Below are 12,554 nucleotides of genomic sequence, written 5' to 3' on the forward strand. Positions count from 1 at the left end.
GAGAACTCCACCGAACGTTGACACGCTTGAGTCTTGCTGTGATCGGCATCACGGTGTACAAAGGTCTTACGGAACCTCGGAAGGCAACGCTCGATCCGGAAGAGAAGGAGCGAGCCCCCATCCCGAGCCTTCCCAGCACGGGCGGCAAGTACCCACGCGGAGCAAGCCGCATAAGGCACAAGTGTTGTGCGCCTGCGACATCGAGGCCATGTGACGAAGATGGAATGGCAGCGCCCCGACCCTCGGACAGCGCCGACGGAATCCACGGATGACGGCGTGATGGGACGAGATTGGCAGCGCCGGAACAGAATTCGATTTCATAGTCGAGGTCAATCGCCGAGGCGGTAACCACAACCCACCAAGCACGCTTGGTAGCTTGAGTCCGTGCTTTGCGGGCGGCACCTTCGTTGACGACGAGGGCGCCGCCCGCAGTGTTGTGTGTGGGGGAGAACAAGCGCTGTCGGTGAAGAAGCGAGCGCCGTCAACGGGATTCAGGGCGCCGTCAACGGGATTCAGGGCGCCGTCAACGGGATTCAGGGCGCTGTCAACGAAAACCAGAGCGCTGTCAACGAAATCGGGAGGCTTCGCCTCAACCGGCACGCGCGGCGTCGGCGATCGACCTCGCCTCGGCCGCACCGGCGCTCAGCGCCTCGCAGCAGAAGATGATCCACTCCCCCAGCGCCTCCGGACGGCCGGTGCCGAATGCCTTCGAGAGCACCCGGTAGTCGGCGACCCGCCGCAGCCACGTCACCTCCGGCACGCCCAGATTGTGCGGATCGAGGCCCGTCGACATACAGACCAACCGTGACGCGGCGCGCGCCACCACTCCGTTGGCCGTCGGGAAGGCCCCCAGACTCAGCAACTCGCCGTGGACGACCGCGGCCAGGATCGGGGCCGCCACCCGGGTGGAGCCGGTGATCAGCTGGGCCAGCAGGTCCAGCCGGTCGGCGACCTCGGCACCGGCGCGGGGCCGGCCGAGGTCGTCGGGATCGTCGACCAGATCGGCCGCGGCCAGCATGTGCAGCCGGGCGAAGGCCTGCGCCGGGGCGCGGCGGAAGATCGCGGTCAACGAGTCGGCGGCGTCGCCGTCGAGGGCCTGGGCCACCCGCATCGCGCCGGCCAGGATCGGATCGTCGAAGTCACCGTCACGGCGCAACTCGACGCTGCCCCCGTCGATCGCGGCCGAGGACCGCCCGGCGCGCCACGACGCCTCGGTCGCGGTCTTGTCCCAGCCACGCAGATTGGCGGGATGACGATGCACGGCCGCGAGCGCGTCACGCGCGGTGTCGGCGGCGGCGCTCACCCCGGGCAGGTCGGCCAGGGGGGCGAGCGGATCGGCGGTCACGTGGTCGAACCCTACCCGTGGCGCCCACCCGACGGTGACCGGGCGCCGCTCACCGAACACCACCCACCATTCGTCGCGCGCAGTGGCCCGCGGTGTCTGCAACGGCCATCCAACGTGACTACCCTCACAATAGGTTCCCCACGGTCGCCGCGTCACGCGCGGCGGCTATCCGCGATCTGTTGCCGACCAGCGAAAGGCCATGCAATCCGATGACCACATCCGCATCCGAAACCGTTCCCGGTTACCCGCCGTCGGAGGAGTTCGCCGCCCAGGCCAACGGCACCGCCGAACTCTATGACCGCGCCGAGGCCGACCGCCTGGGCTTCTGGGCCGAGCAGGCCCGACGCCTCGATTGGGACACCGACTTCTCCCAGGTCCTCGACTGGTCGGACGCCCCGTTCGCGAAGTGGTTCGTCGGCGGCAAGCTGAATGTGTCGGTCAACTGCGTCGACCGCCACGTCGCCGCGGGCAAGGGCGATCGCGTCGCGATCCACTGGGTCGGTGAGCCCGGCGATTCCCGCGACATCACCTACGCCCAGCTCAAGGACGAGGTGAGCCGCGCCGCGAACTACTTCACCGCGATCGGCCTGACCGCCGGCGACCGGGTGGCCATCTACATGCCGATGATCCCCGAGGCACTGATCTCGATGCTGGCCTGCGCCCGCCTCGGTCTGACCCACTCGGTGGTCTTCGCCGGATTCTCCTCCGGCGCCCTGCGCTCCCGCGTCGACGACGCGTCGGCCAAGCTCGTCATCACCACCGACGGCCAGTACCGCCGCGGCAAGCCCGCCCCGCTCAAGACCGCCGTCGACGAGGCCCTCGGCACCGGCGACGACGCCGCGGAGTCGGTTGAGAAGGTCATCGTGGTGCGCCGCACCAACCACGATCCGGACCTGCCGTGGGTGGAGGGTCGCGATGTGTGGTGGGAGGACACCGTCGCCGAACAATCCCCCGAACACGAGCCGGAGGCCTTCGACTCCGAGCACCCGCTGTTCCTGCTGTACACCTCGGGCACCACCGGTAAGCCCAAGGGCATCGTGCACACCTCCGGTGGCTACCTCACCCAGGCGTCCTACACCTTCCACTACGTCTTCGACCACAAGGAAGGTCGCGACGTCTTCTGGTGCGGCGCCGACATCGGCTGGGTCACCGGGCACAGCTACCTCGTCTACGGTCCGCTGTCCAACGGCGCCACCGAGGTCGTCTACGAGGGAACCCCCAACTCCCCCAACGAACATCGCCACTTCGAGATCATCGAGCGCTACGGCGTCACCATCTACTACATCGCGCCGACGCTGATCCGCACCTTCATGAAGTGGGGCCGGGAGATCCCCGACGCCCACGACCTGTCGTCGGTGCGGCTGCTCGGTTCGGTCGGCGAGCCGATCAACCCCGAGGCGTGGAAGTGGTATCGCGACGTGATCGGCGGCAACAAGGCCCCAATCGTGGACACCTGGTGGCAGACCGAGACCGGCGCCATCATGATCTCCCCGCTGCCCGGCGTCACCTCCACCAAGCCGGGATCGGCGATGGGCCCGCTGCCCGGTATCAGCGCCACCATCGTCGACGACAACGCCAACCCAGTCGGTGCCGGCGAACAGGGCTACCTCGTCCTGGACAAGCCGTGGCCGTCGATGCTGCGCGGCATCTGGGGCGACGACGAACGCTACCGCGACACCTACTGGTCCCGGTTCGCTGAGCACGGCTGGTACTTCGCCGGTGACGGCGCCCGCTACGACGACGATCACGCCCTGTGGGTCCTCGGCCGTGTCGACGACGTCATGAACGTCTCCGGGCACCGCATCTCGACCGCCGAGGTCGAATCCGCGCTCGTCGGGCACTCCGGGGTCGCCGAGGCCGCCGTCATCGGCGCCGCCGACGAGACCACCGGCCAGGGCATCGTCGCCTTCGTCATCCTGCGCGAAGGTGTCGAGAACACCGGCGAGACCCTCATCGCCGAACTGCGCCAGCAGGTGTCGATCGAGATCTCCCCCATCGCCAAACCGCGTGAGATCAACGTCGTCCCCGAACTGCCCAAGACCCGCTCGGGCAAGATCATGCGACGCCTGCTCAAGGACGTCGCGGAGGGCCGCGAACTCGGCGACACCTCCACCCTGGTCGATCCGTCGGTCTTCGAGGCCATCCGCGCCAAGAAGGCCTGAGTCAGATCATCGGGCCTGAGCTGCGGCGGAAGGCCCGAGCGACCGATCACCACCGCGTCGCGACCGCAGTGAGCGGCGCTCCCCGCCGGGAGCGCCGCTCAGTTGCGTCCGGGTCCGAGGGCGACACTCCATCGACCCCGACGCGGGGCAGCATGGCAACATAACCCACACACCCCAGAGACGGAGGATCCTGTGAGCCGAAACGACAACGGCCAGACTGCACCGAGCAGCCGGCCGGTCCCCGCGATCCCGCTGTCGGACGCGGATCTCGGCCCCAAGGGCGAACCGAGCATCGGCAACCTGGTCAAGGACGCGACCGCGAGCATGTCGACGCTGGTGCGTTCCGAGGTCGCACTGGCCAAGGCGGAGCTCGTCGACGAGGCCAAGAAGGCCGGTGCCGGTACCGGCGCGCTGATCATCGCCGGCGTGACCGCCCTCTACGCCAGCCTGTTCTTCTTCATCTTCCTCGCCGAGCTGATCGCGGTGTGGCTGCCTCGCTGGGCGGCCTACCTGATCGTGCTGGGTCTGCTGATCCTCATCACCATCGTCGTGGCGATCGCCGGTTACCTGTTCTTCCGCAAGGTCCGCGGGCCCAAGAAGACGATCGCCTCCGTCAAGGAGATCCAGACCGTCCTGCCGACGTCGCCGGCGCATACCGACCGTTCGAAGGCGGCCGTCGCCACGGACCATCCGAACATCCCGCCCGCCCGCGAAGGCTGACACGTGGTCGCGCCCGACCCGTCGAGCGTGCGGCTGCCCGGCATCTGGCGTCACCTCGATGTCCGGGCGAACGGCCTCCGGTTCCACGCCGTCGAGGTCGACGAGCCGATCGCCGACCGCCCGCTGGTGCTGTTGCTGCACGGGTTCGGCGAGTTCTGGTGGAGCTGGCGGCACCAGTTGGGTGCGCTCTCGCAGGCCGGTTTCCGGGCCGTCGCGGTGGACCTGCGCGGCTACGGCGACAGCGACAAACCGCCCCGCGGTTACGACGGCTGGACGCTCGCCGGTGACACGAACGGGCTGATCCGCGCGCTCGGCCATACCAGCGCCACCCTCGTCGGGCACGCCGACGGCGGTCTCGTGTGCTGGGCGACGGCCACCCTGCATCCCCGGGTGGTCTCGGCCATCGCGGTGATCGCCTCACCGCATCCCCGATCGCTGCGGCACGACGTGCTCCTGCGCACCGATCTGCGATCGTCATTCCTGCCCGGGTTCCTGGTCAATCAGCTCCCGCGCTACGCCGAGTCACGGCTGACCCGACGCGACGGCGCCTTCGTCGGCCGCTACTTCGGGCGGCGCGCCGGCCAGGCCTGGAAACGCACCGACGACTACGCCGAGGCGGTCACCCGCAACCGTTCGGCGATCCAGATCCCCTACGTCGCGCATTCCAGCCTGGAGTATCAGCGGTGGGCCTTCCGCTCCCAGTTCCGGCCCGAGGGCATCAGGTTCATGCGCCTGATGCACCGGCGACTACACATCCCGACGCTGTCACTGCGCGGTGCCGACGACCCCTTCATCACCGAGCACGTGATGACCGAAAGCCACACGTGGGCCGAGGAATTCACCCATCGCGAGATTCCCGGCAGCGGACACTTCGCCCATCAGGAACAACCCGAGGCGCTCAACGCCCATCTGATCGAGTTGCTGCGGACGACGCCGACATAGCGGCGTCTGACGTCCGGGTGCATCGCCGACGGCCCGTCACTCGCGCAGACACACCCCGGTCTTCACCCGCGCATAGCGTTCTTGCGCCCGTTCCAGATCACCGCGGACGACGTTGGCGGTCAGCGCATACCCGGTCTCGTCGGCCGGGTTCTCCGCGGTCGCGAAGACGACGCCGAGAACCTCACCGTTCGCATTGATCATCGGCCCACCGGAATTGCCCTGCCGGATGACGCCCCGCACCGTGTACACCTCACGCACCACCTGCTGGTCGCGGTAGATGTTGGCGGTCGGCAGTTCGCTCACACCACGTACCCGTACCGCCGTCGATCGGAAGGGCCCGGCCTCCGGGAACCCCAGAACGATCGCGTCGTCGCCGGTCGCGGCCTCGCGCGCGGCGAACTCCAGGGGCTGCGCGTCGAGGTCACTGACCCGCAGTACCGCGACATCGTTGCGGTCGTCGAAGAGGATCACGTCCGCGTCGTAGGCGTCACCGCCGTACGGGGTCACCGTCAGGGTGGTGGTGCCGGCCACCACGTGCGCGTTGGTCATCACCAGATCGCGACCGACGACGAAACCGCTGCCCTCCAGCGCCTGACCGCAATCCGGTGCCTCACCCTCGATCTTCACCACACTCGACCGGACCCGCGTGACCACACGCGAATCGGCGAGAGCGGCATCGGGCGGATCGACCTGGCTGGCCGTGGTGGTGGGGCGCAGCACCCCGTCGAACACCTCGCCCTGGAACAGTTCGTCGAAGCGGTCGGCCGCGCGGGCCTCCAGGCCCGCCGGTGCGGCCTGCCCGACCGCACCGAGAACCGCCGAGTCGTCGATGGCCTGCTTGAGCGGAGACCCGTCGTGCGACAACGGGATCGACAGCAACCACATCGCCAACACCGCGGCGATGGCCTGCAGTACCAGGCCGACGCCGCTGTCGACGGCCCGCAACTCCGGGGACCGGATGCCGCTGCGCAGGGCACTGCCCAGGATCATGCCGGCGACCTCGCCGATGACCACCAGCCCGACGAGGACGACGACGGTGATCACCAGCTTCAGGTTCGGGTCGTCGGTGATCGAATAGGCATGTGGCACAAGCAGAATGCCGGCGACGGCGCCGAGCAGGACCCCGAGTACGGCCAGCGCCGAGGCCACCGCACCGTGCCGGTAGCCGCTGATCGCCGCGATCAGCGCCACCGCGATCACGACGATGTCCACCCACGTCGAGGACGTCACGACTGCGTCCCGTCGTGCTGGTCGCGCAGATGCGCGGGCAGCACCGCGGCCGCACCGGTCTGCTGCGGGCTGCCGGCCAGCTCGATCATCTCGTCGAGGGGTCGGACGTCATCGGTGTTCCACGGCACCGCCCATCCCGCGGCATCACTGATCGCGGCCAGCAGACCACCGGTGAAACCCCACACGAGCAGACCGTCGACGAAGAACGCGGGCCCCTTGTAGACCTGGCCACCAAGCACCGACCGACGAACCTGGAAACGGTTCTGCGGGGCGAGCAATTCACGCAGCGACACCCGGGCCACCCGCGCGGTCTCCCCCGGGTCGACGGCGCGCACCGGTCCCGGCGTGCTCCAGTGTGCGAGCACCGGCACCACATCGAACCCGGAGACCGGCACCGGGAAGCTGGGCAGCGTGGCCAGGACGTCGACGCCGTGGGCGGACAGTCCCGTCTCCTCGTCCGCCTCGCGCAGGGCGGTGCCGACCGGGAAGTCGTCGCCCGGATCAACGCCGCCACCGGGGAAGGCCACCTGCCCGCTGTGCTGACGCAGCGTCGGCGCCCGCTCGGTCAGCAGCACCTCCGCGTCGGCGGGCAGACCCCCGGGATGCAGCGGATCGGCGTCCCACGACCCGGAGATCAAGATGAGCACCGACGCCGACCGGCGGTTGCGGCCCAGCATCGCGGCCCAACGCGTCCGATCACCACCGCGGGAAAGGACCCGCTCGCGGACCGCGGTGACGTCGTCGGTCAGCGCCCGCATCCACGGTGGGATCTGCGCCCGCGGTACCAGCGGACCGATCGGCGTCTCGGGGACATCGTTCGGGTCCGGTGCACCACCCTCGGAAGGCGTACCACCATCGGCCCGGGTACCGCCGCCGGAGTCCGGGCTTCCCGGATTCCCGGAGCGGTGAAAGATACTCACGTAGTGACCCCCGTCGCCGACCGCACCTCGTCGGCGATCTGTTGGGGATCGTCGAATACCGTGGGCGCGATCTTGGCCACACTACCGTCCGCGCGGACGATGATCGTCGACGGAAACACCCGCGGCGCCCGCAGCGCCGCGGCCACCGCACCGTCGGTGTCGAGGACGACCGGCAGATGCACGCCGAGTTCGGTCAGGAATCGCAGCACCAGATACGGGTTGCCCGCCCCCTCCTTGGCGTGCACGGTGAGCACGGTCACCCGGTCTCCCGCGCGCTGTGCGTATTCGGCGAGCACCGGCAGTTCGCGGCGGCACGGCTCGCACCAGACCGCCCACATGTTGATGACCAGCGGCTTGCCGACGGTCCCCGCCCCGACGTCGTAGGGCGCGCCCGTGGCCAGGCACGGCACGCTCACCCCGGCCAGCACCGCCGAGGCCCCCGGCGGCGGGCCGCCGACCTGCGGACACGGGGCGATCGCGGCGTCGGTCCGCGCCTGCGCCAATTGCGCGTCGTCGACCTGCAGATCGGTTGCCGACAGCGCCCCGGACGGACGGACCTGCTCCGACGACGAGGACGAGGATCCGCCCTCACGCGGCCAGATCGCCACCACCAGGGCGATGACGACGATGAAGAACACCACCGTCCAGCGCGCGGCGGGCGGGAACCGGGAGCCGCGCGGTCGGTGCCCGGGTGTGGGCTGCGGGGTCGGTGCCGGCGAGGAGATCGGCGTCTGTCCGGACGTGCTCTCCGGAGCCTCGGACGAACCGTGTGGGTCGCTGTGGTCGGTCGTCATCAGGGCGCGATCCCCGCCATCTCCAGCAGATGATCGGTCTCCGGTCCCTTCACCAGTGCCGCGGCCTGCTCCTTGTCCATCGGTCCGGTACCGACCGACGGGCAGTCCTTGGCGAGGATGCACACGCCGCAGGCGGGCTTACGGGCGTGACAGACCCGACGGCCGTGGAAGATCACCCGATGCGACAGATCGGTCCAGTCCTTGCGTTCGATCAGCTCGCCGACCGCGTGCTCGACCTTCACCGGGTCGGTCTCCTCGGTCCACTGCCACCGGCGCACCAGCCGGCCGAAATGGGTGTCGACGGTGATGCCGGGCACCCCGAAGGCGTTCCCCAGCACCACATTGGCGGTCTTGCGGCCGAAACCGGGCAGTGACACCAGTTCGGGAAGCGTGTGCGGCACCTCGCCGTCGAAGCGTTCGACCAGTGCCTGCCCCAGTCCGATGATGGAGTTGGCCTTGTTGCGGTAGAACCCCGTCGACCGGATCATCTCCTCGAGTTCGATCCGATCGGCCTGCGCGTAATCCCAAGCGGTCCGATACTTCTCGAACAGCGCCGGGGTCACCTGATTGACCCGCACGTCGGTGCACTGGGCCGACAGGATCGTCGCCACCGACAACTCCAGCGGCGTGGTGAAGTCGAGTTCGCAGTACACATGCGGAAACGCGACCATCAGCGCGCGATTCATCCGACGTGCACGACGCACAAGACCCAGGTGGGTCTCGCTTTTCACCGACCTCTTCGACGGCACCGCGCCGGCGGTCGGCGCCTTCGCCATCCGTGCCGGCGATCCCGGGGCCTTACGTGCACTCACCGGACCAGATTAGCGATCGTGCTCGGGGTGATCGGCGCGCGCGTCGCCGCACTCGCCGCCAACGCTTTGGTCACAAAGCGATCACCACGGCCATTCTGGTTGGGAGCCGGCAACCCCTCCGGTGTTTACTGGGGGCCATGCAAGGACTCGCCGTGCTGCTGTTCCCGGCTGTGCTGATGCTCTTCGCGCTCGGTATGGAGAAGGTTCAAGCGTGGACCGACAAGGTCACGGTCAACCGTGACAACGTCGAGGAATTCCTGGAGGGCGCGGAGCCGGAGCACGTGGACACCCTCGCCCGCGAGGGGATGCCGGCCGCGCTGGACGAACTCCGCAATCGCCGCGCAGGCTGAGTCGTCGCACATTTCCCGCATCGGGACACGCTCGCCATTGCGGCGCCCGTGACCCATTCAACACTTATGCTGGTGGCGAGAGTAGCGTTGCAAAGGGTGCGATGATCCGGTCGCACCCGGTGTTGTTACAGTGAGAAGGGACTCCTTGGTGGAGGAAGTACTGGCGCGGGCGGGCATATTTCAGGGTGTTGAGCCCTCTGCCGTTGCGGCGTTGACCAAGCAGCTGCAGCCCGCCGATTTCCCGCGTGGGCATGTCATCTTCCACGAGGGCGAACCCGGCGACCGGCTCTACATCATCCTTTCCGGCAAGGTGAAGGTCGGCCGTCGCTCGCCGGACGGACGCGAGAACCTGCTGACGATCATGGGGCCGTCGGACATGTTCGGTGAGCTGTCCATCTTCGACCCGGGTCCGCGGACGAGCTCGGCCACCACGGTGACCGAGGTGCGCGCGGTGTCGATGGACCGCGACGCGCTGCGCGCCTGGATCAAGGACCGCCCGGAGATCGCCGAGCAGTTGCTGCGCGTCCTCGCCCGCCGCCTGCGTCGCACCAACAACAACCTCGCGGACCTCATCTTCACCGACGTCCCCGGCCGCGTCGCCAAGCAGCTCCTGCAGCTCGCGCAGCGTTTCGGCACCCAGGAGGGCGGCTCACTGCGCGTCACCCACGACCTCACCCAGGAAGAGATCGCTCAGCTCGTCGGCGCCTCCCGCGAGACCGTGAACAAGGCACTCGCCGATTTCGCCCAGCGCGGCTGGCTGCGTCTGGAGGGCAAGAGCGTGCTGATCGCCGACTCGGAGCGCCTGGCCAGGCGCGCAAGGTAAGAGCGGACCAGACCTGACGAAAAGTGGGGGAAGAATCTTCTTCCCCCACTTTTCTGTTTCTCTGCGGGAAGTTTCTGGCCGACGATGACGAACCCCGCGGAAGTCCGCCGTCGGGCCCCGATCACCCCCCGATCCGTCGTCGGGTGTGAGCGCGATTACCCTGGGCGCATGACGGATTCCGGTGTCGGAGCCCCCGACGAACCCACCCCGGCGAACGAGCCGGTCTCCCATCCCGCCTACGGCGTGCTGCGCGAGGTCACCCCGTTCGCGTCGGTGCTGCTCTGTGAGAACCCGGGCGTGATGGAACTCGACGGGACCAACACCTATATCCTGCGGGCTCCCGGCCACGCCGAATGTGTGGTCGTCGACCCGGGCCCGCCGCGTCACAAGAAGCATGTGAAAAACATTGCGGCCCAACCGGGTATCGCGTTGACGCTCATCACCCACCGGCATTTCGACCACACCGGCGCCATCGATCGGTTGACCAAACACACCGGTGCACCCACCCGCGCCCGGCTGGCCGAACACAGTCGCAACGCGCCACCGCTGCGCGACCGGGAGATCATCGAGATCGCCGGACTGCGCATCACCGTCCTGTTCACCCCCGGTCATTCCGGTGATTCGGTGAGTTTCCTGGTCGAGCACGAGGAGTCGCGTGCCGTGCTCACCGGCGACACCATCCTCGGCAGCGGCACCACCGTCATCGACCCCGCCGACGGCAGCCTGCGCGACTACATGGCGTCGCTGAACCGGCTCATCGTCGACGGCGCCGACGCGGCGCTGCTACCCGCGCACGGCCCCGACCATCCGGCCCTCGAGCCGGTGGCCCGCTTCTACAAGGCGCACCGCGAGGAGCGCATCGACCAGATCCAGGCCGCGCTCGACGAGATGGGTGTCACCGCGCACCAGGCCAAGCCGATGAAGGTGGTCAAGAAGGTCTACGCCGACGTCGACAAGAAGCTCTGGCCGGCAGCCCGGATGTCGGTGAAGGCGCAGTTGGAGTACCTGCGGGGGGAATGACCACGGCGTCCGTGACGCCCACCGCTCACCCGGTGATCAGGTCATACGACAGCTTCGCCACCATCACCACGACGACGACCAGCAGCACCCAGCGCACGAAGGCACTGCCGCGCCCCAACGCCATCCGCGCCCCGATCTGCGCGCCGATCACGTTGCCGATTGCCAACGCCGCTCCGAGCAACCACATCACATGCCCCTGCGCGGCGAAGACCGCCAGCGCCCCGAGGTTGGTGCCGGTGTTGATCACCTTGGCCGTCGCCGAACTCTCCAGGAAGTTCGTCCCGACCATCGCGGTCAAGGTGATGATGAGGAAGGTTCCGGTGCCCGGACCCATCACACCGTCGTAGAAGGCGATCACGACGCCCGCGATCACCAGTCCGGCGATCATCGACGCCCGCGAACGTGTTGTGGCCGAACCGGATCCGAAGCCGGGGTTCAGAGCGACGAAGAGTCCCACGACCACCAGCATCACCAGCACGATCGGTGTGAACACGTCGGTGGGCAGGCGGCTCGCGACGAAGGCACCGGCACCCGAGCACACCACGGCGCAAGCGAACACCGGCGCCAGACGTCGCCAGTGCAGCGGCACCGCACGGGAGTACCGCCACGCCGCCGACGCGGTACCCACGACCGCGGCGAGTTTGTTGGTGGCCAGCGCCGACGCCGGCGCGACGCCGGGCTGACCGATCAACAGCGCCGGGATCAGGATGAGCCCGCCGCCACCGACGACGGCATCGACCCATCCGGCGGCCGCCGCGGCGAGGATCAACGCCGCGACGACCTCAACGCTCACTGATCGGCGACCTCGACGATGAGTTCGACCTCGACCGGCGCGCCCAGCGGCAGTTCGGTCACGCCGACCGCCGATCGGGCGTGGACACCGGCGTCGCCGAAGATCTCACCGAGCAGGTCCGACGCGCCATTGAGCACCCCGGGTTGACCGGTGAATCCGGGAGCCGACGCGACGAAACCGGTCACCTTGACCACACGCACGACCGCGTCGATCCCGACGAGGCCGTCGACGGCGGCCAACGCGTTGATGGTGCACTGCCGGGCGGCCGCGGTAGCCTGATCCGGTTTGACGATGCCCTCGGCACCGACGCATACCTTGCCGCGCGCACTCAGCTCGCCGTCGACGAATGGCAGCTGACCGGAGGTGTAGACGAGGTTCCCCGACCGCACCGCCGGCACGTAGTTGGCCACCGGCTTCGGCGCGACCGGCAGCGTGATCCCCAGTTCGTCGAGACGTCGGGTCCAGGTACCCACCGCGATCAGCCCTTCGGTCGTTTCAGGTAGGCGACGTGCTGCTCCCCGGTCGGTCCGGGCAGCACGCTGACCAGCTCCCAGCCGTCGGCGCCCCACTGATCGAGGATCTGTTTGGTGGCATGGGTCAGCAGCGGAACCGTCACGTACTCCCATGGGGTGACTTCACTCAT

14 protein-coding genes are annotated in these 12,554 nt (G+C 68.5%); 6 read left to right on the forward strand and 8 right to left on the reverse strand.

The window, feature by feature from the left end; all coding sequences use genetic code 11:
• Positions 1-589: 589 nt before the first annotated feature.
• Positions 590-1,345, reverse strand: a complete 756-nt coding sequence (locus ACWDPV_RS07090) for an oxidoreductase (RefSeq protein ID WP_449742329.1) — start codon at positions 1,343-1,345, stop codon at positions 590-592.
• Between the two features lie 209 nt (positions 1,346-1,554).
• On the opposite strand from ACWDPV_RS07090, the gene acs reads away from it, so the two are divergent.
• The 3 genes from acs (at position 1,555) to ACWDPV_RS07105 (ending at position 5,169) form a co-directional block, all read left to right on the forward strand.
• On the forward strand, positions 1,555-3,507 hold the full coding sequence (gene acs / locus ACWDPV_RS07095) for an acetate--CoA ligase (protein ID WP_449742330.1): 1,953 nt from the start codon (positions 1,555-1,557) through the stop codon (positions 3,505-3,507).
• 192 nt (positions 3,508-3,699) lie between these two features.
• Complete coding sequence (locus ACWDPV_RS07100) at positions 3,700-4,227, forward strand: phage holin family protein (RefSeq protein WP_449742331.1); 528 nt, start codon at positions 3,700-3,702, stop codon at positions 4,225-4,227.
• Between the two features lie 3 nt (positions 4,228-4,230).
• Positions 4,231-5,169, forward strand: coding sequence for an alpha/beta fold hydrolase (locus tag ACWDPV_RS07105; RefSeq protein ID WP_449742332.1), 939 nt, complete (start codon positions 4,231-4,233; stop codon positions 5,167-5,169).
• Between the two features lie 36 nt (positions 5,170-5,205).
• On the opposite strand, the gene ACWDPV_RS07110 is transcribed toward ACWDPV_RS07105, so the two are convergent.
• The 4 genes from ACWDPV_RS07110 to nth form a co-directional block, all read right to left on the reverse strand.
• A complete protein-coding gene (locus tag ACWDPV_RS07110; protein ID WP_449742333.1) occupies positions 5,206-6,399 on the reverse strand; it encodes a MarP family serine protease in 1,194 nt (397 codons plus the stop codon).
• On the reverse strand, positions 6,396-7,157 hold the full coding sequence (locus ACWDPV_RS07115) for an NUDIX hydrolase (RefSeq protein ID WP_449742450.1): 762 nt from the start codon (positions 7,155-7,157) through the stop codon (positions 6,396-6,398). Before ACWDPV_RS07115 ends, ACWDPV_RS07110 begins: the two co-directional genes overlap by 4 nt.
• A gap of 158 nt (positions 7,158-7,315) precedes the next feature.
• Complete coding sequence (locus ACWDPV_RS07120; protein WP_449742334.1) at positions 7,316-8,113, reverse strand: TlpA disulfide reductase family protein; 798 nt, start codon at positions 8,111-8,113, stop codon at positions 7,316-7,318.
• On the reverse strand, positions 8,113-8,889 hold the full coding sequence (gene nth / locus ACWDPV_RS07125) for an endonuclease III (protein ID WP_449742451.1): 777 nt from the start codon (positions 8,887-8,889) through the stop codon (positions 8,113-8,115). The genes ACWDPV_RS07120 and nth overlap by 1 nt, the downstream gene beginning before the upstream one ends.
• 173 nt (positions 8,890-9,062) lie before the next feature.
• On the opposite strand from nth, the gene ACWDPV_RS07130 reads away from it, so the two are divergent.
• The 3 genes from ACWDPV_RS07130 to ACWDPV_RS07140 all read left to right on the forward strand — a co-directional run bounded on the left by ACWDPV_RS07130 (position 9,063) and on the right by ACWDPV_RS07140 (position 11,118).
• Complete coding sequence (locus tag ACWDPV_RS07130; RefSeq protein WP_348805328.1) at positions 9,063-9,275, forward strand: hypothetical protein; 213 nt, start codon at positions 9,063-9,065, stop codon at positions 9,273-9,275.
• Between the two features lie 148 nt (positions 9,276-9,423).
• Positions 9,424-10,098 carry a Crp/Fnr family transcriptional regulator gene (locus ACWDPV_RS07135; RefSeq protein WP_348805329.1) on the forward strand — a complete coding sequence of 225 codons (675 nt, stop codon included), beginning with the start codon at positions 9,424-9,426 and terminating at the stop codon, positions 10,096-10,098.
• Positions 10,099-10,266: 168 nt separating this feature from the next.
• Positions 10,267-11,118, forward strand: coding sequence for an MBL fold metallo-hydrolase (locus ACWDPV_RS07140; protein ID WP_449742335.1), 852 nt, complete (start codon positions 10,267-10,269; stop codon positions 11,116-11,118).
• A 25-nt stretch (positions 11,119-11,143) separates the two neighbouring features.
• Here the strand turns inward: ACWDPV_RS07140 and ACWDPV_RS07145 are convergent, their stop codons facing one another.
• Genes ACWDPV_RS07145 through ACWDPV_RS07155 form a run of 3 tightly spaced genes read right to left on the reverse strand, consistent with a single transcriptional unit; the run spans position 11,144 to position 12,554 of the window.
• Positions 11,144-11,911 (reverse strand): TSUP family transporter, encoded by a 768-nt coding sequence (locus ACWDPV_RS07145; protein WP_449742336.1) that lies wholly within the window; start codon positions 11,909-11,911, stop codon positions 11,144-11,146.
• Positions 11,908-12,384 carry a RidA family protein gene (locus tag ACWDPV_RS07150; protein ID WP_449742337.1) on the reverse strand — a complete coding sequence of 159 codons (477 nt, stop codon included), beginning with the start codon at positions 12,382-12,384 and terminating at the stop codon, positions 11,908-11,910. The genes ACWDPV_RS07145 and ACWDPV_RS07150 overlap by 4 nt, the downstream gene beginning before the upstream one ends.
• Before the next feature lie 5 nt (positions 12,385-12,389).
• Positions 12,390-12,554 carry a DUF4177 domain-containing protein gene (locus ACWDPV_RS07155; protein WP_348808389.1) on the reverse strand — a complete coding sequence of 55 codons (165 nt, stop codon included), beginning with the start codon at positions 12,552-12,554 and terminating at the stop codon, positions 12,390-12,392.

It is taken from the genome of Gordonia sp. NPDC003504 (assembly GCF_053587995.1).